We start from the raw sequence: 20,834 nt of genomic DNA, 5'->3' as shown, positions 1-20,834 counted from the left end.
CTAAAACCGCGTAAACTTGTTCTCGTCGGGAGCGCCCTCGGCCACCAGGTCGAGCTTGCGCGCCGGGCGCGCATGCTTGGCGCCGCCGGTCTTCAGCACCACCGGCCGGCGCGCCGATCCGGCGCGCGGCAGCTCCTCGACCGCATACTGCTTGAACACCGCCATCAGCCGGGTCAGCTGCTCGGCCTGCGCGCTCATCTCTTCCGACGTCGCCGCCAGTTCCTCGGAGCTGGCCGCGTTGATCTGGGTGGTCTGGCTGAGCTGGCCAACCGCGCTGTTAATCTGCCGCACGCCGGAGCTCTGTTCCTCCGACGCCGCCGAAATCTCCTGCACCAGGTCCGACGTCTTGCGGATATTCGGCACCAGCGCATCGAACATGCTGCCGGCCTGCTCGGCCAGCTCGACGCTGTCCGACGCCACCTTGCTGATTTCCTGCGCCGCCACCTGGCTGCGTTCGGCCAGCTTGCGCACCTCGGCCGCCACCACCGCGAAGCCCTTGCCGTGTTCGTGCGCGCGCGCCGCCTCGATCGCCGCGTTCAGCGCCAGCAGGTTGGTTTGATAGGCGATGTCGTCGATGATGCTGATCTTGCTGGCGATTTGCTTCATCGCCGCCGCCGTGGCCTTGACCACCTCGGCGCCGCGCGCCGCGTCCACCGCCGCCTGGGTGGCGATGCCGTCGGTGACCTTGGCGTTTTCCGTGTTCTGCGCGATCGACGCCGTCATCTGCTCGATCGAGGCGCTGGTTTCCTCCACGCCCGCCGCCTGCTCGCTGGCCGCCTGCGACAGCGACTGCGCGGTCGAGCTTACTTCCTCGGAGGCGCCGGCCAGGCTGCCCACCACCGCCTGCACCTCGCGCACGATGCCCGACAGGCTGCGCGCCAGCCACAGCGCCAGCACGCAACCGAGCACGGCGATCACGATGTCGATGCCCAGGATCAGCTTCTTGGCGGAGTCGGTCACGTCCGTCATGGCGGCCGATGCGTTGTTGGTCGCGCTGTCGTTGACTTTGAGCAGCTTGCGGAAGGCGGTCGAGATGGCTTCGTCCGCGCCCTTGATGTTCTTGTCCATCTCCTGCGCCGTCATGCCCTTCTCGCGCATCGCTTCCAGCTGGGTCATGCTGTCGCCGTAAGCCTTGGTGCCCGCCACCACGTCGTTCAGCAAGCTCAGCTCGTCGGCGGCGACGGTGCCCACCGCCTTGTAGCTGGCCATTTCCTTGTCGATGGCGGCCAGGTCGGCGCGGAACTTGCTGTTGTTGTCGCCACCGCGCAGGATGTAGTTCTTGAAATGATGGACCGCATTGCCGTGGGCGGTAACGCCTTCCAGCACGGCGTTCTTGCGCACCAGTGTGATGGTTTCGAAGTCGTTCCAGTGCTCGTGCAGCGAGCTCAGCTTGGCGAAGGCTATCACCCCCAGCAAGATCACCAGCAGCACGATGCCGCCAAAACCGGCATGCAGCCGGGTCTCCATTTTCATCAGATTTGCTCCGAGATACCCCGTCCTTCAGGGCGGGGAGTGAAAGGAGCCGACTGCGTAGCAGTCGTTGCCCTTCGGTTGAGATAACTGTATATAATCACAGTATGATTTTGGTCTATCGTTACCGAGTGAAGTCGCTGATCGGCTTGCTGAACAAGCAAAGCCGGGCGTGCAATTTCGTCTGGAATTTTTGCAACGACAGGCAGAAAGACGCTCTGCGGTTTGGTCGTCGTTGGCACACAGGTTTCGACCTGAACAAGCTTACGCAAGGCAGCAGCAAGGAACTGGGCCTGCACTCGGGCACGATCAATGCGGTTTGCGAGCAATACGCCAAGTCGAGAGCTCAGAAAAAGCGCCCTTTTTTGCGCTACCGAGGCAAAAAAAACCTCGGATGGGTTCCGCTCAAGGGGCGCGAACTGAAACGCGAAGGTGATGCGTTCCGGTTCGCCGGCAATACGTTCCGCGTGTTCAACAGTCGCCCGCTCCCGGAAGGCAAGATCAAGGACGGTACGAATTTTTCCTGCGACAGTCGGGGCAACTGGTTTCTCAACATCGTGATTGAAGTTGATGCGACGGCCGCTAACGCGCGCGCGCCGGTGCGAGGGGTGGGGATAGACCTTGGACTGAAAGACTTCGCGACGCTGTCCACTGGCGAGAAAATCGAAGCGCAGCGGATTTACCGCGGTATGGAACAAGCACTTGCTGTCGCCCAGCGTGCGCACAAGAAGCGCCGGGTTAAAGCGATCCACGCCAAGATAGCCAATTGCAGAAACGATTTTCACCATAAGCTGTCGAACCGTCTGGTACGTGAGTTCGACTACATCGCGGTGGGCAATGTGAGCGCCGCCGGACTTGCCAAGACCAGCATGGCGAAGTCCGTTCTCGATGCCGGCTGGTCGTCCTTCCGAAGCAAACTGGCGTACAAGGCTGTTAAGCATGGCGCATGGTTCGTAGAAGTGAATGAAAGATTTACCTCCCAAACCTGTTCGAATTGCGAAAAATAATTCCAGATCCGCGCGCCAAGGCGGGGACCGAAAGGTATCGCAGGGCTTGGAATAAGAGAGTGGCAATGTAGTGATTGCAATTGCGTACATGATCGCGATCTCAATGCTGCGTTAAACATTCTCCGTCGCGGACGTGCGACGCTGGATGTAGGAATCCCCGTCCTTTAGGGCGGGGCGGACGTCAACTGCTTGAACATGAGTCAATTCTCCAATCGGCGGCGGGGGCACGAGTCATTGTGAACCTATCCGGCGCCGCAATTCTCACCAATACTCACATGTGGCGTACATCCCACGTCAGCGGCGGCCCGCTCCGGCCAGCTTGAAGAAGGACATGGTCTGCTGCAATTGTTCGGCCTGGCCGCTCATCTCTTCGGCGGTGGCGGCCAGCTGTTCGGAACTGGAAGCGTTTTGCTGGGTGGTCTGGCTCAGCTGCGTGACGGCCGAATTGATCTGGCCGACGCCGGCCGACTGCTCCTCGGACGCCGCCGTGATCTCCTGCACCAGGTCGGAGGTGCGGCGGATATTGGGCACCATGGCGTCGAGCAGGCTGCCGGCCTTTTCCGCCAGTTGCACGCTGCTCGACGCCACCTGCTCGATTTCCTGCGCCGCCACCTGGCTGCGCTCGGCCAGCTTGCGCACCTCGGCCGCCACCACCGCGAAGCCCTTGCCGTGGTCGCCGGCGCGCGCCGCCTCGATCGCCGCGTTCAGCGCCAGCAGATTGGTCTGGTAGGCGATGTCGTCGATGATGCTGATCTTCCTGGCGATCTGGCGCATCGCCGCCACCGTCGACTTGACCGCCTCGCCGCCCTCGGCCGCCTCCAGCGCCGCCTTGCTGGCGATGCCGTCGGTGACCTTGGCGTTTTCCGTGTTCTGCGAGATCGACGCCGTCATCTGCTCCACCGAGGCGCTGGTTTCCTCCGTGCCGGCGGCCTGCTCGCTGGCCGCCTGCGACAACGCTTGCGCAGTCGCGCTCACTTCCTCCGAGGCGCTGGCCAGCGCCTCGGCGCCGTTGTTCACTTCCTGCACCACCTGCGACAGCTTGTCTATCATGCCTTTCATCGCCGCCAGCAAACTGGTGCTGTCGCCGTGCTTGAGTGCGACGTCGGCGCTGAGGTCGCCGTCCGCCACCTGGCGCACGATCTCGGCCGCATAGCCCGGATCGCCGCCCAGTTGCCGCATGATGCCGGTCAGGATCAGCATGCCCAGCGCCACCAGCAGCGCCAGCGCCACGCCGGCGCTCGTGTACATCAGGCTGAGCGCGCGGGCCGACGCCTCCTCGGCGCTCTTCACCGCCGCCTCGCCATAGCCGATGTTCAGCGCCACCAGCTTGTCCAGGCTGGCCTCGGCGTCGTGAAAGAAGGGGCGGGCATCGCCGATGGCGGCGTGCAGGGCGATGAACAGTTCCTTGCGCTTGGCGGCGTCGGCCCGCGCGATCTGGCCGGCCAGATCGCCGATGATGGCGTCGCGCGCCTTCCAGGCGTCCCACTGCTTGACGAAGGTCTTCCACAGCGCCGCCTCCTCGGGTTCCTGCGGCAGCGGCTCGTAGATCTTCCAGGCCTGGTCGACCGTGCCCCAGATTTCCTGCTTGCGCTTGAGTTCGTGGGCGATATTGTCGATCTCGCCCGGATAGGCCGCGACCGCGTCGATGGAGCGATTGGCCGAGCGCAGTGCCGTCTGCCCTTCGCTGACCTGTTGCAGCGCCTGCACCGACGGCAGGCGGTTGCCGCCGATCTCGGCCAGCATCTCGCCCTCTTTTTTCAGGCCGACAAAGGCGATCACCATCACCAGCAGCAGCGCCAGCACGGCGACCGCAATCAGCGTCAGGATCTTGGTCCTGACGGTTATCGATGAAAACATGGGCGACTCCCGGTTGTCAGTGTTAAGAGGCCAGCGGCAGCGCGCCGCCCGAGGCCAGCGCCGCCAGCTCGCTGGCCGCGACCACGTGCTGCACATTGAGCAGCAGCACGAAGCGCCCCTGCACCTTGCCTATCCCCTGCAGCATCTCGGCGCGCACCTGGGCGCCGAAACTGGGCGCCGGCTCGACGTCGGCCGGCGGAATGTCGAGCACCGCGTTGACGGCGTCGACCAGGATGCCGATCACGAAGGCGCCCTCGTCGCTGTCGACTTCGACCACGATGATGCAGGTGCGCTTGCCGATCGGCGACGGTTCGCGCTCCAGCCGGCGCGCCAGGTCGAGCACCGGCACGGCGGTGCCGCGCAGGTTGATCACGCCGCTGATACAGGCCGGCATCTGCGGCACCGGCGTCACGCCGGCGTATTCCAGGATTTCGCGCACCGCCAGGATGCCGATGGCGAACATGTCCTGGCCCAGCATGAAACTGAGGTACTGCGCCGGGCCGCCGGCGGTCAGTTGTTTGGTCTCGGATACCGTCAAAGTATGCATCGCTGCCTCGCTCAGAATTTAACAAAATGCGATTCGTCCGGTTCCTGCATTGCCGCCATGCGGCGGCTGCCCGCCGTCTCGCCCACCGGACGCAGCGAAGGCTTGCCCGGCTTGCGCGGCGCCTTCACCACCGTGCGCACAGGGCGCGACGCGCCGGCCAGCTTGAAGAAGGCCATGGTCTGCTGGAGTTGCTCGGCCTGGCCGCTCATCTCTTCGGCGGTGGCGGCCAGCTCCTCGGAACTGGAGGCGTTCTGCTGGGTCGTCTGGCTCAGCTGCGTGACGGCCGCGTTGATCTGGCCGACGCCGGCCGACTGCTCCTCCGACGCCGCCGTGATTTCCTGCACCAGGTTGGAGGTGCGGCGGATATTGGGCACCATCTCGCTGAGCAGGCGGCCGGCTTTTTCCGCCAGTTGCACGCTGCTGGTCGCCACCTGTTCGATTTCCTGCGCCGCCACCTGGCTGCGTTCGGCCAGCTTGCGCACCTCGGCCGCCACCACCGCGAAGCCCTTGCCGTGCTCGCCGGCGCGCGCCGCCTCGATCGCCGCGTTCAGCGCCAGCAGGTTGGTCTGGTAGGCGATGTCGTCGATGATGCTGATCTTCCTGGCGATCTGGCGCATCGCCGCCACCGTCGATTCGACCGCCGCGCCGCCCTCGGCCGCCTCCAGCGCCGCCTTGCTGGCGATGCCGTCGGTGACCCTGGCGTTTTCCGTGTTCTGCGAGATCGACGCCGTCATCTGCTCCACCGAGGCGCTGGTCTGCTCGGTGCCGGCGGCCTGCTCGCTGGCCGCCTGCGACAGCGCTTGCGCGGTCGCGCTCACTTCCTCGGAGGCGCTGGCCAGCGACTCGGCGCCGTTGTTCACCTCCTGCACCACCTGCGACAGTTTGGCTATCATGCCCTTCATCGCCGCCAGCAGGCTGCTGGTGTCGCCGCTGCTCAGCGCGACTTGCGCGCTGAGGTCGCCGTCGGCCACCTGGCGCACGATCTCGGCCGCATAGCCGGGGTCGCCGCCCAGCTGTTTCATGATGCCGCTCAGGATCAGCAGGCCGATCGCCACCAGCAGCGCCAGCGCCACGCCGGAGACGGTGTACATCAAGCTGAGCGCGCGGGCCGATGCTTCCTCGCCGCTCTTGAACGCGGCCTCGCCGTAGCCGATGTTGAGCGCCACCAGCTGGTTCAGGCTCTCCTCGGCGTCGTGGAAGTAAGGGCGGGCATCGCGCACGGCGGCGTGCAGGGCGATGAACAGCTCCTTGCGCTTGGCGGCGTCGGCCCGCGCGGTCTGGCCGGCCAGATCGCCGATGATGGCGTCGCGCGCCTTCCAGGCATCCCACTGTTTGACGAAGGTCTTCCACAGCGCCGCCTCCTCGGGTTCCTGCGGCAGCGGCTCGTAGATCTTCCAGGCCTGGTCGACCGTGCCCCAGATTTCCTGCTTGCGCTTGAGCTCGTGGGCGATATTGCCGATCTCTTCCGGGTAGCCGGCGACGGTGTCGATGGCGCGATTGGCCGAGCGCAGCGCCGTCTGGCCCTCGCTGACCTGTTGCAGCGCCTGCACCGACGGCAGCCGGTTGCCGCCGATCTCGGCCAGCATCGCGCCTTCCTGCTTGAGCCCCGCGAAGGCGAGCGCCACCACGACCACCAGCGCCAGCACCGCCACCGCCAGCAAGATGAGGATCTTGGCCCTGACCGTTAAACTTGACAACATAGAGACTCCCAGTGAAGTGACCGAACGGATGGTGATGCACTACGGTTGTTCCGCCAGCGCGCGCAGGCGGCGCCGGTCCTGCCTGATCCAGCCCACCAGTTCCTCGGCCGGCATCGGCTTGGCCAGCAGGTAGCCCTGCGCCATGTCGCAGCCCAGCTGGCGCAGCAGCTGCCAGTCCGCCAGCGTTTCCACGCCCTCGGCCACGGTGGCCACGCCCAGGCTCTGGCCCAGGTCCAGCGCGCTTTTCAGCACCACGTGGCGGTTCGGCCATTGCGAGGCGCCGTGCACGAAGGCGCGGTCGATCTTCAGCTCGGTGAAGGGGCAGCGGGCGAACTGCTGCATCGACGAATAGCCGATGCCGAAATCGTCCATCGCCAGGCCGAAGCCCATCAGCCGCAAGCGCCCCATATTGGTCAGCGCCTGCGACAGCTGGCGCATCACGCTGGTCTCGGTCACCTCCCACACCAGCGCCGACGGCGGCACGCCGGAGGCCATCACCAGCGCCGTCAGGCGGTCGATGAAGCCGCGTTCGGCCAGGTTGTCGGCCGACAGGTTGACCGACACCGTCAGCGACGGCAGGCCGTGACTGGTCCATTCCAGCAGCCGGTCCAGCACCTGGCGCACCATGCTCAGCGTGAACTCCGCCATCAGCGGCGTGCCTTCCATGGTGTCGATGAAGTACTGCGGCGCCAGCAGGCCGCGGCTCGGGTGCTGCCAGCGCGCCAGCGCCTCCAGGCCCTTCAGGTGGCCGTTCTGGATCGTCACCTTGGGCTGGAAGTAGGGCAGGAATTCCTGCCGCGCCACCGCCTGCGCCAGCTCGTCCGGGCCGGGCAGGTCCAGCTGCGCGCAGGCCGTCCTCGGCAGCGCCTTCTTGCCGGCGCGGTCGAGCAGCATCGCCAGCGCGTCCAGCTGCACCGGCTTGAGCAGGGTACCCAGCAGGTCCATGCAGGCGTCGTCGAAGTTCATGCTCTCGATGATCTCCAGCAGGCGCGGGTCGCGCGCGCTGACCACGATCAGGTTTTGCGCCAGCTGCCGCTCGCGCAGCTGGCAGGTCAGCTCGATGCCGTCCATGCCCGGCATTTCCAGGTCGGTCAGCACCAGGAAGATCGCCTCGCCGCCCTGGCGCTCCAGCAGCTGCAAGGCTTCGTTGCCGTCGGCCGCCTCCAGCACCTCGCCGAATTCGAGCTGGCGCAGCAGGCCGGCCAGGTAGCCGCGCTGCACCAGGCTGTCCTCCACCACCAGCACGCGCTGGCCGCTCCAGGCGCGGGGCGTCGCGGTCAAGCTGTCGGCGAGGGTGAGTGTGGGCATGATGGCGGCCATCAGTAGGACAGTTGTTGCAGGATTTCGCGGTAGATCGCGTTCAGCGGCAGCGACTTCTCGACGCCGCCGCGCTTGACCGCTTCCTTGGGCATGCCGTACACCACGCAGCTGGCCTCGTCCTGCGCCACCGTGCGGGCGCCGGCCTTGTGCATCTCCAGCATGCCGGCGGCGCCGTCGTCACCCATGCCGGTCATGATCACGCCCAGCGCGTTGGCGCCGGCCGCGCGCGCGGCCGAGCGGAACAGCACGTCCACCGACGGCCGGTGGCGGTTGACCAGCGGGCCGTCGACCACCTCGACGAAATACTGGGCGCCGGTGCGGCGCAGCAGCATGTGCTTGCCGCCCGGCGCGATCAGCACCAGCCCCTGCAGCACGCGGTCGTTGTTGGCCGCCTCCTTGACGCGCACCTGGCACACGCTGTCGAGGCGGGAGGCGAAGGCGGCGGTGAATTTCTCCGGCATGTGCTGCACCACCACGATCCCGGGCGAGACCCGCGGCAGCGCCGTCAGCACCTCCTCCAGCGCCTGGGTGCCGCCGGTCGAGGTGCCGATCGCCACCACCCGCTCGGTGGTGGCGGTCATCGGCCGGTGATCGGCCGGCGGCAGCACCGCGTCCGCGTTGAGCTTGGCCGTCACCACCGGCGGCGCCGGGCGGTTGACCAGCTTGCCGACCCGGGCGACGGCCGCCGCCCGCACCGCCGACACCAGCTCGTCGGCCGAATCGTGCAGGAACTGCTTGAGGTCCAGCCGCGGCTTGGTGATGATGGCCACCGCGCCGGCCGACAGCGCCTCGACCGAGGTCTGCGCGCCCTTCTCGGTCAGGGTGGAGCAGATCACCACCGGGGTCGGCCGCTCGCTCATGATCTTGCGCAGGAAGGTGATGCCGTCCATCTTGGGCATCTCGACGTCGAGCACGATCACGTCCGGCCACTGCACCTTCATGCGCTCCATCGCCAGCAGCGGGTTGGCCACCGCGTGGCCGACGATGATGCCGGGCGCCGCGTTGAGCAGGCTGCTCAGCACCTGGCGCACCACGGCCGAATCATCGACGATCATGACATTGATTGCGCTCATGCCTTCTCCTTGTCCGGCCCCGCCGCGCCGCCCAGAACCGATTCCGGCGGCACCTGGCGGCTCAGCACCTCGCCGCTGCGGATGGTGAAGATCAGTTGACGGTGGCCTTCGCCGTACAGGCTTTCGGACACCACGCGGATGCCGTGCTGCTGCAACAGCGCGCGGGCATAGTCGCCGTTCTGCAGGCCGATGTCGCGCACCTTGACGCTGCGCGGGAACATGGCGGCGCCGCCGAAAATCTTGCCCTGGCACTGGACCAGCGGCACGCCATGGCGCGCCATGCCGCGCAGCAGCAGTTCCATGGCGTCGGCGCCGTACATGCCCGGCTTGTCGTGCGCCTTCTTGCGGCCGGTGCCCGGCAGCAGGAAGTGCGACATGGCGCCGATGCGCAGCGCCGGATGCCACAGCGTGACCGACACGCAGGACCCCAGCAAGGTGCGCACCCGATAGCGCTCGTCGCCGACGAAGTGGTCGCCGGGCATCAGAAAGATATCGATGAGCTTGGAATCGGGCATGGCCAGCGTCGCGATCATGGCTTGCGGTAGATCGAGGGCGCCAGCGGCACCAGGGTGTCGTTGATGTCGTTCAGGGTTTCCGAGTGGCCGATCAGGAAGTAGCCGCCCGGGCGCAGCTGCGTCAGCAGCCGCGCCACCACCTGGCGCTTGGTGGCCAGGTTGAAGTAGATCATCACATTGCGCAGGAAGATCACGTCGAAGCTGCCCAGCTTGGGCAGCGGCTCGTTCAGGTTCAGGTGGCGGAACTGCACCCGCTGGCGCAGCGCGCGCTCGATCAGCAGGGTGCCGGTCTCGCTGCCCTGGCCCTTGAGACAGAAACGCTTCAGGTAGGCGGCCGGCATCTGGCTGGCGCGCTCGAGCGGGTAGTGGCCGCAGCGCGCGCGTTCCAGCACGCGGGTGCTGATGTCGGTGCCCAGCACTTCCCACGGCCCCTCGTCGAGCACGTCGGCCAGCACCATGGCGATGCTGTAGGCTTCCTCGCCGCTGGAGCTGGCGGCGCTCCAGACGCGCGGCGTCTGCCGCTTGTCGCGCGCCTCCAGCGCCAGCTCGCGCAGCAGCGCGAAGTGCTTGGGCTCGCGGAAGAAATACGTCTCGTTGGTGGTCAGCAGGTCGACCGCCACCTGCAGCTCGGCCGGCTGGGCGCGGCTCTCGAGCAGGCGCAGGTAGTCGCCGTAGCTCTCCAGCTGGTAGTGCGCCAGGCGCTTGGCCAGGCGCCCGCTCACCAGCGCCTGCTTGCCGTTGGCCATGCAGATCCCCGCCGCCTCGTAGATGAAACGCTGGAACTGGGAAAACTCGCGCTCGGTGATGGTCACGGCAGCCATGGCGTCGGCCGGATCAGCAGTGGTGCATGGCGACGGTGCCGCGTGCCAGCTCGACGATCTCTTCGCTCGACAGCACATGCTCGATGTCGAGCAGGATCACGAACTTGCCGTTGACCTTGCCGATGCCGGCGATGAAGTCGGGACGGATGCGGGTGCCGAAGGCCGGCGCCGGCTCGATGTCGCCGGCGGCGATCTCCACCACCGCGTTGACGGCGTCGACCAGCATGCCCAGCACCTGCTTGTTGTCGCCGGCGCCGCCGTCGACCTCGACGATGACGATGCAGCTGCGCTTGCCGATCACGCTGGGGCCGCGCTCGAAGCGCGCCGACAGGTCCATCACCGGCACCACCGCGCCGCGCAGGTTGATCACGCCGCGCACGCAGGGCGGCATCATCGGCACCGCCGCCAGCGCGCCGTACTCGATGATCTCCTTGATGTGCAGGATGCCGACCGCGTACGGGTCCTCGCCCAGCATGAAGGTCAGGAACTGGCTGGGCAGGGCGGCGCCGCTTTGCAGCGCCATCATCGCACTGCTGCCGTAGGTGACCACCTTGTTGACTGATACGCTTGCCGCCATGTTTGCTGCTGTATTCATTTGGTCCTCTCCACGATTAGGCGGCCAGCGCGACGCTGGCGCCCTTGCCGCTGACGGTGTGCATCAGCGCCGCCACGTCCAGGATCAGCGCCACTTCGCCGCTGCCCAGGATGGTCGAGCCGCTGATGCATTTGACTTCGCTGAACAAGGGGCTGAGCGGCTTGATGACGGTCTGGAACTCGCCCAGCAGGGTGTCGACCACCAGCCCGGCGCGGTGGTTGCCCAGCTTGAGCACGACGATGCTCTCGCGCCGCGTCGAGGCGCCGTCGATGCGGAACAGCTCGCGCAGCCGCACGAAGGGCAGCACCTGGCCGCGCAGGTTGCAGTAGTCCTGGCCCGGCTCGGTGGCGTACTCGATGCACTCCTCGATCATGTCGAGCGGGATCACGAACACCGAGCCGCCCACCTGCACCAGGAAGCCGTCGATGATGGCCAAGGTCAGCGGCAGGCGCACGGTGACAGTGGTGCCGGCGCCCTCCTTGCTGGAGACGTCGACGCTGCCGCGCAGCGCCGTGATGTTGCGCTTGACCACGTCCATGCCGACCCCGCGTCCGGACAGGTTGGTGATCTTTTCCGCGGTGGAGAAGCCGGCCTCGAAGATCAGGTTGTAGATCTCGCTGTCGGTGAGCTTGCGGTCGGCGTCGACCAGGCCGCGCTCGACCGCCTTGGCCAGGATCTTTTCCTTGCGCAGGCCGCCGCCGTCGTCGCTGACCTCGATGACGATGCTGCCCGATTCATGGAAGGCGTTGAGCTTGATCATGCCCTTGGCCGGCTTGCCGTTGGCCACCCGCACGTCGCCCGGCTCGATGCCGTGGTCCATGGCGTTGCGCACCAGGTGCATCAGCGGATCGCCGATCTTCTCCACCACCGTCTTGTCGAGCTCGGAATCCTCGCCGTCGACGATCAGGCCGATGTCCTTGCCCAGCTCGCGCGCGACGTCGTGCACCACGCGCTGGAAGCGGTTGAAGGTGGCGCCGATCTTGACCATGCGCAGCTCGAGCGCGGCGTCGCGCACCTCCTCGACCAGGCCGGACAGGGTGGAGGTGCATTCCTGCAGCTCGGTGTTCTGGATGTGCTGGCCGATCATATTGGCGCGCGCGCCGGCGATGATCAGCTCGCCCACCAGGTCGATCAGGCGGTCGAGCTTGTCGGAATCGACGCGGATCGAGCGGCTCTCCTGCGCCTTCTGTTCGCTGACCTGCTTTTGCTTGGCCAGCGCGGCCTCGACCACCACCGGCGGCACGCTGCCGGCGCCGACCAGGATGCTGCCGAGCTGCTGCGGCGTGATCTCGTCGTGCGCGTTGTCGGGGTGGGATTGCTGGTGCAGCGCGCCCTCCAGCTCGAAGCTGGTGACGCTGCCGCAGCGCACCAGGATCTCTCCCAGGCGCGCGGCCTGTTCCGGCAGGGCGCGGATCAGGTCGACGTAGTGCGAGACCTTGCTGTGCGGCGGGATGATGCGGATCTCGCAGTCGTCCTGCACGAACTCGAACACGCCGGCGATGGCCTCGCGGTCGGCCGTGCTGTCGAAGGCGATCTCGAAGCCCAGGTAGCACAGCTCGGCGTCCATGTCCTCGGCGGCCGGCAGCGCGTCGGGCACGGTGGCGATGCCGACGATCTTGCCCAGCTTGGCCAGGTAGCGCAGGAAGGCGATCGGGTCCATGCCGTTCTGCAGCACGCCGCGGCCGAAGCGCAGCGAGATGTGCCAGTAGTCGCTGTCGCCGCGCTCCTGGTCGATGCGCTCGACGCCCGGCTCGGCGTGCACCGCCAGCGGCGCTTCGGCCGCCTCGGCGTGGGCGTCGGCGGCGCCGCCGGCCATGTGGCGGCGCAGCTGTTGCAGCAGCATCTCGCCTTCCGGCGCGGTGTCGGGGTCGGCCTCGAGCTGGCCGGCGGCCAGCGCGTCGGTCATGCCGGACAGGTAGTCGCAACAAGACAGCAGCAGCACGATCATCTCGTCGTTGAGCGTCACGCGGCCGTCGCGCACTTCGTCCAGCAGGCTCTCGACCACGTGGGTGAAGGCGACGATGTGGTCCAGGCTGAACAGCCCGGCCGAGCCCTTGATGGTGTGCGCCGCCCGGAAGATGGCATTGATCGCCTCGCCCTGGTCGCCGGCGATGTCGACGTTGAGCAGCGCGTTCTCCATGTCTTCCAGCAGTTCGCGGCTTTCGGTGATGAATGTCTGTAGTGCTTCGTCCAGGTTCATGGCATGCCCTCGGAACAAAAATACGCAGATGGATGGTTCAGGCGTGTATCAGCAGGGCGTCGCCGAAGAAGGCGCCCAGGTCCAGCATTTCCAGGATTTCCACCACCGCCGGACTGTGCTTGACCAGGCGCAGCTCGCGCTGGTGGGCGTTGGCGGTGGTCTTGGCCAGCATCAGCACTTGCAGGCCGGCCGTATCGAGCTCGGTGATGCCGGACAGGTCGATCTCCAGCACCTGGGTCTTGCGCAGGGCGTCCAGCACGCTCGCCTTGAGGTCGGCGGCGCGGTAGATCGTCATCTCGCCGTCGAGGGCGATGCGGGCGACGGCGACTCCTGATTCATCGGACATGGCGTCCTCCGTGGGTTAGGGCATTAGGGCATGACCAGTTTGGCGACGGCGCCGAGCAGCACTTCCGGCTTGAACGGCTTGACCACCCAGGCTTTGGCGCCGGCCGCCTTGCCCTCTTCCTTCTTGCTCTCCTGCGACTCGGTGGTGAGCATGATCACCGGCGTGAATTTGTACAGGGGCAGCTGCTTGAATTCGCGCACGAAGGTGATGCCGTCCATATTCGGCATGTTGACGTCGCACACCACCAGATGGATCTTCTGGCCGGTGCATTTGGACAGCGCATCGACGCCGTCGCGCCCTTCGATGACCTCGTAGCCCGCGCCCTTGAGCGCGATGCCGACCACTTGACGCAGGGAGGCCGAATCGTCGACCACCATGATGGTTTTAGCCATTTTGTCTACCTCGGTTAATCGTCAGAAAAAACATCAGAAAAAGGTGATCTCGTCGGCGGCCGTGGCGACCGGCGCGGCGTGGCTGGAGCCGCCGTGCACCGCGTGCTCTTCCGCCATGGCGTAGGTCTTTTGCAGCTCGCTCAGCAGCGGCTGGGCGTCCAGCGCCTGCAGCACCTGGTCGGCGGCGTAGCGCTCGCGGTTCTCGCGCAGCAGCGCCGGCAGCAGCTCCATGTTTTCGCGCACGTGGGCCATCACCTGGCTGACCCGGTCCTGGAACTGCAGCTGCACCAGCGCCTCGCCCACCTCGCCCTGGATGCCGATGCTGTCCTGCTTGAGCTTGTCGGCCGACTGCACCAGCGCGTCGGTCATCTGGCGGAAGTCGCCCAGCACCGAGTCGATCATGCCTTCGGCCGACTGCATCGACTTGTCCTCCTGCTCGCTCGACTGCTCGGCCGCCTGGCTGGCGGCCAGGATGGCGCTGCTGATCAGGCCGACGCGGTTGGAGATGTTGCGGCCGGTTTCGGCCGAGCGGCTCGACAGGTTGCGCACTTCCTGCGCCACCACCGCGAAGCCGCGCCCGGCCGGGCCGGCGCGCGCCGCCTCGATGGCGGCGTTCAGCGCCAGCAGATTGGTCTGGGCGGCGATGCTGGCCACGCCTTCGGCCATGTCGCGCAGCTCGCGCGTGAAGCGTTCCAGGTCTTTGATCTTGGCCAGCATGGCGTGCTTGGACGCCATGGCCGACTTCATCGACGTCACCACCGAGCCGAGCTGGGTTTCACTGCGGGAGAAGATTTCGGTCATCGAACTGCCGTCGCCCTTGGCGCCTTTGCCGCCGCCTTTGCCGCTATCATGGCTGGAGACGTGGACCGCGTCGTCGAGCTTGTCGACGATGCTGGAGAAGCGTCCGGCCAGGTCGGCCACGGCTTGCTCCATCTGGGTGCGGGAATTTTCGATGTGGCGGCACCAGATCGGCAGCACGGCGTCGCCGAAGCGTTCGCGGGCGTCGAGATAGTCTTCGATCATGGCGCGCTCGCCGCCGCCCAGCGCCGACGCGGCGGCGCCGCGCACGCTCCATGCCGCGGCCGCCAGCAGCGCGGCCGACCACAGCACCGTGTACCAGCCCCAGGCGCTCCAACCGGCCAGCATCGTCCCCAGTGCGCCGCCGCCGGCCAGGCCGAAGGGGAGCAAGATTTTACTATCGAAGCCGCTAGTGTTCTTCACTGGACGCCACCCCGCTGTAGAGTCTCTCGGCACCTCGTTTGGTGGATGCCGTGAGTCCAACTGTATCCCAGAAACTCAGCCTGCGCCACAATGTAGGTGGCAATTCAATTGTATCGGTTGTTTTACGCGACAGCGCTTTAAATTGCTTCCGAAGAGAAATAATTTAACGTTAAGATGTGCGCCTGTGCGCCCGCTGCCCGCGCACCTGTTGCACCCGCGCAACCGCCTGCCGGAACCCCTTCCGCCGGGCGATTTACTTTCATGCTGGAACCCGCCTATGCCCGCCTTGAATATCGACCCTACACTGCCGTTGCTGGTGGTGGACGACAACCAGCAGATGCGCTCCGTGGTCAAGGGCATCCTGGCCGACCTGGGCTTCGTCAATGTCTCCCTGGCCGGCAGCGGCGAGGAAGCCTGCCGCATCCTGGCCGAGCGGCCGATCGCCGCCGTCATTTCCGACCTCGACATGCCGGGCATGAACGGCCTGCAGCTGCTGCAATGGGTGCGCAGCAATCTTTCCGACCGCGAGCTGCCGTTCATGCTGCTGCCCAGCGAGGCCAACCGCGACGGCTTGCGCGCGGCGGCCCAGGCCGGCGTGACCGATTGCCTGATCAAGCCCTTCACCTTGGCCACCTTCCACAGCAAGCTGCAAGCCATGTTCCAGTCGCGCGGCGACGCCGCCGCGCGCCGCGCGGCGCTGCGGCGCGCGGCCCTGCCCGGCGCCGCCGTGGCCAGCGCGCCGGCGCCGCTGATCGGCATGGAGCGCCCGCTGGAGGAGCGGCTGCGCGAGGCCACCGTGCTGGTGGTGGACGACATCGCCACCAACATCAAGGTGATCGCCGGCATGCTGGCCGAGGACGGCTACGGCGTGAAGGTGGCGATCTCCGGCAAGAAGGCGCTGGAGATCATCCCCGTGCACCGGCCCGACATCATCCTGCTCGACGTGATGATGCCGGAGATGGACGGCTTCGAGGTGTGCCGCCGGCTCAAGGCCGATCCGGCCACCGCCGACATCCCGGTGATCTTCCTGTCGGCCAAGGACCAGGCGGAAGACATCATCGGCGGCCTCGAGCTGGGCGCGGTGGACTACGTCACCAAGCCGGTCGACCCGGCCATCCTCAAGGCGCGCCTGCGCACCCACCTGCGCCTGGCCGGCACCATGGCCGAGCTGCGCCGGCAGAATTCGGCCGTGACCGACAACGCCCAGCTGCGCGAGGAAGTCGAGCGCCTGAGCCGCTACGACCTGGCCACGCCGCTGGCCGAGGTGCTGGCCGCCAGCGAGCGGCTGATGGCCGAGCCGGCGCTGGCGGCGGCGCCGGCGCTGCGCGCCCAGCTTGAGGCGCTGGACCAGGCGGCGCGCCGCGCGCTGCGGCTGGCCGGACTGTCGCTGGAACTGTGCCGCATCGAACAGGGCGCCTGCCAGCCGCAGGCCGCGCCGGTGGCGCTGAACCCGCTGCTGGCGCACGCCGCCGCCGCCATCGGCGTCACCCATCCGGTGATGCTGCCGGCGCAGCCGGCCACCTTGCTGGGCGATCCGGCGCTGTGCGCCATGCTGTTCGAACACCTGCTGCTGAACGCGGCGGCGCACACGCCGGCCGGCACCTCGATCGTGCTGGGCGCCACGCTGGAAGGGAGCAACTGGGCGCTGACGGTGGAATACGCCGGCGTGCTGCCGGCGGCGCAGCGCGCCTGCCTGCACGGCCAGGCCGAACGGCCGGACGGCGAGGCGGCGCTGACGATGTACGCGGCGCGCCTGCTGGCGCAGGTGCAGGGCGGCACCCTGGCGGCCCTGGACGACAGCGCCCGCACCCGCCTGCTGCTGTGTTTACCGTCCGCTTGAAAACTCTGCGCTCGACATTTGCGCGCTTCCCGGTTAGATTGCCAACGTTGCATGACAATGATGCAAATTTGACTACTAAGATATGGGGAACCACATGAAACAATACGGCGCGGAATTTTTTGGAACTTTTTGGCTGGTGCTCGGCGGCTGCGGCAGCGCGGTGCTGGCGGCGGCTTTTCCCGGTGTCGGCATCGGCTTGCTGGGCGTCTCGCTGGCCTTCGGCCTGACGGTGCTGACGATGGCCTACGCCATCGGCCACATCTCGGGCTGCCACCTGAATCCGGCGGTGTCGATCGGCCTGTGGGCCGGCGGCCGCTTCCCGGCCAATAAGTTGCTGCCTTACATCGTGGCGCAGGTGCTGGGCGCGATCGTCGCCGGCGGCGTGCTGTACACCATCGCCAGCGGCAAGCCCGGCTTCGACGTCATGGCCGGCTTCGCCTCCAACGGCTACGGCGCGCATTCGCCGGGCGGCTACTCGCTGCTGGCCGCGCTGGTGACGGAAGTGGTGATGACCATGATGTTCCTGCTGATCATCCTGGGCGCCACCGACGAGCGCGCGCCGAAGGGCTTCGCGCCGCTGCCGATCGGCCTGGGCCTGACCCTGATCCACCTGATCAGCATCCCGGTCACCAACACCTCGGTCAACCCGGCGCGCAGCACCGGCGTGGCGCTATACGTGGGCGACTGGGCCACCAGCCAGCTGTGGCTGTTCTGGGTCGCGCCGATCGCCGGCGCGCTGCTGGGCGCGGCGATCTACCGCTTCATCGGCTCGCCGGAAAAAGCGTAAACCGTTGCGCTGGTTTCGGCCGCGTTGGGCCGGAATCAGCGGCTGCCGGCCAGCCTCGGGCGCACCACGCTGCGCCCCAGGGTTGCCCGCCTCGGCGCGGCGTCGCCCAGCTTGAAGATGCTGACGGCGTCGGCCAGCTTGGCCGCCTGTTCCTGCATCGCATCGGCCGCCGCGGCGGCCTGTTCCACCAGCGCGGCGTTCTGCTGCGTCACATGATCCATCTGCGTGATGGAACTGTTGATCTGCTCGATGCCATGGGTCTGCTCGCTGCTGGCGTTGCTGATCTCGGCCATGATGGCGGTCACCCGGCCGATGCTGCCCACCACCTCCTCCATCGTGCTGCCGGCCTGGCCCACCAGGCGCGTGCCGGCCGCCACCTTGCCGACCGAATCGTCGATCAGCGCCTTGATCTCCCTGGCCGCGCTGGCCGAGCGCTGCGCCAGGTTGCGCACCTCGGACGCCACCACGGCAAAACCCCTGCCCTGCTCGCCTGCGCGCGCCGCCTCCACCGCCGCGTTGAGCGCCAGGATATTGGTCTGGAACGCGATCCCATCGATGACGCCGATGATGTCGACGATCTTCTTCGACGAGGCGTCGATCGAGGCCATGGTGTGCACCACGTCCGACACCACGGCGCCGCCGCGCTGCGCCACCTCCGAGGCCGAGGCCGCCAGCGCGTTGGCCTGGCGCGCGTTCTCGGCGTTCTGCTTGACGGTGGAGGTCAGCTGCTCCATCGACGAGGCGGTTTCCTCCAGCGAGCCGGCCTGCTGCTCGGTGCGGGCCGACAGGTCGAGGTTGCCGGCGGCGATCTGCGCCGAGGCGGTGGCGATGGCGTCGGTGCCGTTGCGCACCTCGGTGACGATGCGCACCAGCCCGCCCGACATGCGGTGCAGCGCCTGCAGCAGCTTGCCCGGCTCGTCCTGGCTGTAGGCGCTGGCGGCGTGGCCGCTGTGGTCGACCAGGTCGCCGCCGGCCACGCATTCGGCCAGCGCCACCGCCTCGTTGATGGGACGGGTGATGCCGGCCGTCAGCCACCAGGCGAACGCCACGCTGAAGGCCACCACCAGCGCCGCCATCGCCAGCAGCAGGTTGCGGCTGTCCTGGGCCACCTGGTCGATGCGGGCGGCGGCGGCGTCGATCTGGGTGCGCTGGTGCTCCAGCATTTTCTGCAACATCGTTTCGTAGACCTTGGCGGCCGGGATGTAGACCTGGTCGAGCACGCGCGTGGCTTCGGCGGCGTCGCCGGCGGCCTTGGCCTTCATGACGCCGTCGCGTCCGGCGACGTAGGCCTTGCGGGTGTTGACCAGGTCGCCCATCAGCGCCTTGTCGTCGTCGGTGGCCAGTTCCTCGATCTTCTTGATCAGGCCCTGGGCGTAGGCGGTCGAGGTCTTGGCCTCGTCGGCAAAGAAGGTGGCCAGCGCCGGGTCGGCGCTCTTGGCCACGGCGGTGGTGCGGCGGATGCCGGCGAACACCACCCGGTACCAGTCGGCGATCAGGCGTTCCTTGGCCAGCGGCAGCTCCATCATCGCGCGGGTCGAGGCCGCCACGCCCTGCAGGCGGTAGATCCCCAGCCCGGTGTTCAGTATCAGAATCGCAAGAATGACAGCAAAGCCCAAGGACAAACGCCGTCCTATGCTGAGGTCGGTGATCTTCATGGCAGTCTCCCGTGGCTTGCATGGTAGGCCGGACTGTGGCCGCCGGCTGGCGTGCTGCGCCCCCATGGTAACGCCAATCCGGCGCGCCATTCATCTAGTTGAAGTTTAAAATATATTTTCGTTTTCCATTCCAAATCACAACAAAAATTGCGTTGAGGACTGAGAAAACGTTTACACTTCCGGCTGTTATGTACGGCCATTTACATGCCGGGATGAAGACGACCACGAAAAATGAACCAGGCATTCTTAGAACACAGAGCGAAGTACCGGGAAATTGTTGCCCGCCGCTACAAAGTCACTCCTGAAATGTATGACGAAGTGACGCGCATGCTGGCGCCGCTGGCGGTGGCGGTGAGCGTGCGCAAGGGCGAGTATTTGCAGCGCATCGGCGCGCTGGCCAACAGCGTGGTGTGGCTGCACAGCGGCGTGGCGCGCACCGGCTTCATCACCGAGACCGGCAACGAGGTGACCTTGCACTTCCTGACCGACGGCGAACCGGCGGCGGCGCACGACGACCTGCTGCGCGCGCGCGAGGACGAGCCGGCGCTCAACTTCGTGGTGGCGGAGACGGCGGTGCACGGCTACCGGCTGGACTGGCTGGAGATCAGCAAGCTGGCGCACAGCAACCACCTGTTGCGCGATTACTATCTGAAGGTATCGGAGCGCGGCATCATCGACCAGAGCCGGCGGCGCTACCTGAGCGCGTCGCCGGCGCAGGGGCGGCTGAGTGCGTTCCGCCGCGAGTATCCGGGGCTGGAGCAGCGCATCTCGCAAAAGGTAGTGGCATCGTTCCTCGGCATCACGCCGCAGTACATGTCGCAGCTGTTGCGCAACGACGGCGCGCCGTCCAAATAAAATCGGGGTCAAGTCTGACATTCGGACACGAGCGCTGCCGTAATCTAGCGTTACGGCAGCGCTCGTGTCCGAATGTCAGACTTGACCCCCGTGTTTTTATTTCATGCCTTTGATCTTGTTCTTGTCGTCGACGAACACGACCTTCGGCTTGTAGTCGCGGGCCTGCTCTTCCGTCATCGGCGCGTAGGTGCAGATGATCAGCAGGTCGCCCAGCTGCGCGCGGCGCGCGGCGGCGCCGTTCAGCGAAATCTCGCCGGTGCCGCGCAGGCCAGGGATCGCGTAGGTGGCGAAACGCTCACCATTGTTCACGTTGTACAACTCAATCTTCTCGTTGACCCAGATATCGGCCGCGTCCAGCAAATCCTGGTCGATCCCGCACGAACCCTCGTAATTCAAATCGGCCTGCGTGACCGTCACACGGTGCAGCTTGGAGCGCAGCATAACTCGTTGCATAGACATCTTCTTCATCCCTCAATTGGTAAAAATTTAAGCTTTGCATCATAACAAACAGCCCTGCCGTGACGCGAGGCCGTCATCCTACCATTAGCGGCCGAGCGCGTCTCATTTCGCGCCGCCGCCGCCGGCCCAACAACCACAGCCGCCACGCTTTGTGGCATATTGCCAGCTAGCAAA

The 20,834-nt window shown here is 66.6% G+C and carries 18 protein-coding genes and 1 pseudogene; 4 read left to right on the top strand and 15 right to left on the bottom strand.

Annotation, left to right across the window (positions count from 1 at the left end; all coding sequences use genetic code 11):
• Positions 1-1,473 (bottom strand): methyl-accepting chemotaxis protein, encoded by a 1,473-nt coding sequence (locus KVP70_RS35855; RefSeq protein WP_217943587.1) that lies wholly within the window; start codon positions 1,471-1,473, stop codon positions 1-3.
• A 104-nt stretch (positions 1,474-1,577) separates the two neighbouring features.
• On the opposite strand from KVP70_RS35855, the pseudogene KVP70_RS18075 reads away from it, so the two are divergent.
• Positions 1,578-2,645: pseudogene (locus tag KVP70_RS18075) on the top strand (RNA-guided endonuclease InsQ/TnpB family protein).
• A 126-nt stretch (positions 2,646-2,771) separates the two neighbouring features.
• On the opposite strand, the gene KVP70_RS18070 reads toward KVP70_RS18075, so the two are convergent.
• From KVP70_RS18070 to KVP70_RS34355, 12 genes are read right to left on the bottom strand one after another with little or no spacing between them, the layout of a single operon-like run.
• The gene (locus KVP70_RS18070) at positions 2,772-4,334 is read right to left on the bottom strand and encodes a HAMP domain-containing methyl-accepting chemotaxis protein (protein ID WP_217943586.1); all 1,563 of its coding nucleotides are present in this window, start codon (positions 4,332-4,334) and stop codon (positions 2,772-2,774) included.
• A 22-nt stretch (positions 4,335-4,356) separates the two neighbouring features.
• Positions 4,357-4,881 (bottom strand): chemotaxis protein CheW, encoded by a 525-nt coding sequence (locus KVP70_RS18065; protein ID WP_217943585.1) that lies wholly within the window; start codon positions 4,879-4,881, stop codon positions 4,357-4,359.
• 11 nt (positions 4,882-4,892) lie between these two features.
• Positions 4,893-6,581: a methyl-accepting chemotaxis protein gene (locus tag KVP70_RS18060; protein WP_217943584.1), complete on the bottom strand. Its 1,689-nt coding sequence runs from the start codon at positions 6,579-6,581 to the stop codon at positions 4,893-4,895.
• A gap of 39 nt (positions 6,582-6,620) precedes the next feature.
• Positions 6,621-7,889 (bottom strand): EAL domain-containing response regulator, encoded by a 1,269-nt coding sequence (locus tag KVP70_RS18055; protein ID WP_229224905.1) that lies wholly within the window; start codon positions 7,887-7,889, stop codon positions 6,621-6,623.
• Positions 7,890-7,900: 11 nt separating this feature from the next.
• Positions 7,901-8,974, bottom strand: coding sequence for a protein-glutamate methylesterase/protein-glutamine glutaminase (locus tag KVP70_RS18050; RefSeq protein WP_217943582.1), 1,074 nt, complete (start codon positions 8,972-8,974; stop codon positions 7,901-7,903).
• Positions 8,971-9,507, bottom strand: coding sequence for a chemotaxis protein CheD (locus tag KVP70_RS18045; protein WP_217943581.1), 537 nt, complete (start codon positions 9,505-9,507; stop codon positions 8,971-8,973). Before KVP70_RS18045 ends, KVP70_RS18050 begins: the two co-directional genes overlap by 4 nt.
• Positions 9,504-10,310, bottom strand: a complete 807-nt coding sequence (locus KVP70_RS18040; protein WP_217943580.1) for a CheR family methyltransferase — start codon at positions 10,308-10,310, stop codon at positions 9,504-9,506. Before KVP70_RS18040 ends, KVP70_RS18045 begins: the two co-directional genes overlap by 4 nt.
• 13 nt (positions 10,311-10,323) lie before the next feature.
• Positions 10,324-10,905, bottom strand: coding sequence for a chemotaxis protein CheW (locus KVP70_RS18035; RefSeq protein WP_416053847.1), 582 nt, complete (start codon positions 10,903-10,905; stop codon positions 10,324-10,326).
• 16 nt (positions 10,906-10,921) lie between these two features.
• Positions 10,922-13,105: a chemotaxis protein CheA gene (locus KVP70_RS18030; protein ID WP_217943579.1), complete on the bottom strand. Its 2,184-nt coding sequence runs from the start codon at positions 13,103-13,105 to the stop codon at positions 10,922-10,924.
• Between the two features lie 37 nt (positions 13,106-13,142).
• Positions 13,143-13,451: an STAS domain-containing protein gene (locus tag KVP70_RS18025; protein WP_217943578.1), complete on the bottom strand. Its 309-nt coding sequence runs from the start codon at positions 13,449-13,451 to the stop codon at positions 13,143-13,145.
• Between the two features lie 23 nt (positions 13,452-13,474).
• Positions 13,475-13,843, bottom strand: a complete 369-nt coding sequence (locus tag KVP70_RS18020) for a response regulator (RefSeq protein WP_026334860.1) — start codon at positions 13,841-13,843, stop codon at positions 13,475-13,477.
• A 33-nt stretch (positions 13,844-13,876) separates the two neighbouring features.
• Positions 13,877-14,560 carry a methyl-accepting chemotaxis protein gene (locus KVP70_RS34355; protein WP_229224918.1) on the bottom strand — a complete coding sequence of 228 codons (684 nt, stop codon included), beginning with the start codon at positions 14,558-14,560 and terminating at the stop codon, positions 13,877-13,879.
• Between the two features lie 781 nt (positions 14,561-15,341).
• Between KVP70_RS34355 and KVP70_RS18010 the strand changes: the two genes are divergently transcribed.
• Positions 15,342-16,904: a response regulator gene (locus tag KVP70_RS18010; protein WP_217943576.1), complete on the top strand. Its 1,563-nt coding sequence runs from the start codon at positions 15,342-15,344 to the stop codon at positions 16,902-16,904.
• Between the two features lie 94 nt (positions 16,905-16,998).
• Entirely contained in the window at positions 16,999-17,691 is a 693-nt protein-coding gene (aqpZ, locus tag KVP70_RS18005; protein ID WP_217943575.1) for an aquaporin Z, read from the top strand.
• 35 nt (positions 17,692-17,726) lie between these two features.
• Here aqpZ and KVP70_RS18000 read toward each other — a convergent pair whose 3' ends face one another.
• Positions 17,727-19,346, bottom strand: a complete 1,620-nt coding sequence (locus KVP70_RS18000) for a methyl-accepting chemotaxis protein (RefSeq protein ID WP_217943574.1) — start codon at positions 19,344-19,346, stop codon at positions 17,727-17,729.
• A 306-nt stretch (positions 19,347-19,652) separates the two neighbouring features.
• Between KVP70_RS18000 and KVP70_RS17995 the strand changes: the two genes are divergently transcribed.
• On the top strand, positions 19,653-20,201 hold the full coding sequence (locus KVP70_RS17995; protein ID WP_217943573.1) for a Crp/Fnr family transcriptional regulator: 549 nt from the start codon (positions 19,653-19,655) through the stop codon (positions 20,199-20,201).
• Between the two features lie 96 nt (positions 20,202-20,297).
• Here KVP70_RS17995 and panD read toward each other — a convergent pair whose 3' ends face one another.
• Entirely contained in the window at positions 20,298-20,654 is a 357-nt protein-coding gene (gene panD, locus KVP70_RS17990) for an aspartate 1-decarboxylase (RefSeq protein ID WP_026334859.1), read from the bottom strand.
• Positions 20,655-20,834: the final 180 nt, after the last annotated feature.

Source organism: Duganella violaceipulchra (genome assembly GCF_019166075.1).
In the GTDB taxonomy this organism is placed as follows: Bacteria; Pseudomonadota; Gammaproteobacteria; order Burkholderiales; family Burkholderiaceae_D; genus Rugamonas; species Rugamonas violaceipulchra.
The sequence above is the reverse complement of the archived record's forward strand: the minus strand, read 5'-3'. Positions and strand labels throughout refer to the sequence as shown.

Excerpts from the sequence above, each read along its gene's own strand:
- aqpZ (WP_217943575.1), top strand. The coding sequence starts at position 16,999 with ATGAAACAATACGGCGCGGAATTTTTTGGAACTTTTTGGCTGGTGCTC.
- KVP70_RS17995 (WP_217943573.1), top strand. The coding sequence starts at position 19,653 with ATGTATGACGAAGTGACGCGCATGCTGGCGCCGCTGGCGGTGGCGGTG.
- KVP70_RS18055 (WP_229224905.1), bottom strand. The coding sequence starts at position 7,889 with ATGCCCACACTCACCCTCGCCGACAGCTTGACCGCGACGCCCCGCGCC.
- KVP70_RS18020 (WP_026334860.1), bottom strand. The coding sequence starts at position 13,843 with ATGGCTAAAACCATCATGGTGGTCGACGATTCGGCCTCCCTGCGTCAA.
- KVP70_RS18040 (WP_217943580.1), bottom strand. The coding sequence starts at position 10,310 with ATGGCTGCCGTGACCATCACCGAGCGCGAGTTTTCCCAGTTCCAGCGT.
- KVP70_RS18065 (WP_217943585.1), bottom strand. The coding sequence starts at position 4,881 with ATGCATACTTTGACGGTATCCGAGACCAAACAACTGACCGCCGGCGGC.
- panD (WP_026334859.1), bottom strand. The coding sequence starts at position 20,654 with ATGCAACGAGTTATGCTGCGCTCCAAGCTGCACCGTGTGACGGTCACG.
- KVP70_RS18035 (WP_416053847.1), bottom strand. The coding sequence starts at position 10,905 with ATGAATACAGCAGCAAACATGGCGGCAAGCGTATCAGTCAACAAGGTG.
- KVP70_RS34355 (WP_229224918.1), bottom strand. The coding sequence starts at position 14,560 with ATGCTGGCCAAGATCAAAGACCTGGAACGCTTCACGCGCGAGCTGCGC.
- KVP70_RS35855 (WP_217943587.1), bottom strand. The coding sequence starts at position 1,473 with ATGAAAATGGAGACCCGGCTGCATGCCGGTTTTGGCGGCATCGTGCTG.
- KVP70_RS18030 (WP_217943579.1), bottom strand. The coding sequence starts at position 13,105 with ATGAACCTGGACGAAGCACTACAGACATTCATCACCGAAAGCCGCGAA.
- KVP70_RS18050 (WP_217943582.1), bottom strand. The coding sequence starts at position 8,974 with ATGAGCGCAATCAATGTCATGATCGTCGATGATTCGGCCGTGGTGCGC.
- KVP70_RS18060 (WP_217943584.1), bottom strand. The coding sequence starts at position 6,581 with ATGTTGTCAAGTTTAACGGTCAGGGCCAAGATCCTCATCTTGCTGGCG.
- KVP70_RS18010 (WP_217943576.1), top strand. The coding sequence starts at position 15,342 with ATGCCCGCCTTGAATATCGACCCTACACTGCCGTTGCTGGTGGTGGAC.
- KVP70_RS18045 (WP_217943581.1), bottom strand. The coding sequence starts at position 9,507 with ATGATCGCGACGCTGGCCATGCCCGATTCCAAGCTCATCGATATCTTT.
- KVP70_RS18070 (WP_217943586.1), bottom strand. The coding sequence starts at position 4,334 with ATGTTTTCATCGATAACCGTCAGGACCAAGATCCTGACGCTGATTGCG.
- KVP70_RS18025 (WP_217943578.1), bottom strand. The coding sequence starts at position 13,451 with ATGTCCGATGAATCAGGAGTCGCCGTCGCCCGCATCGCCCTCGACGGC.
- KVP70_RS18000 (WP_217943574.1), bottom strand. The coding sequence starts at position 19,346 with ATGAAGATCACCGACCTCAGCATAGGACGGCGTTTGTCCTTGGGCTTT.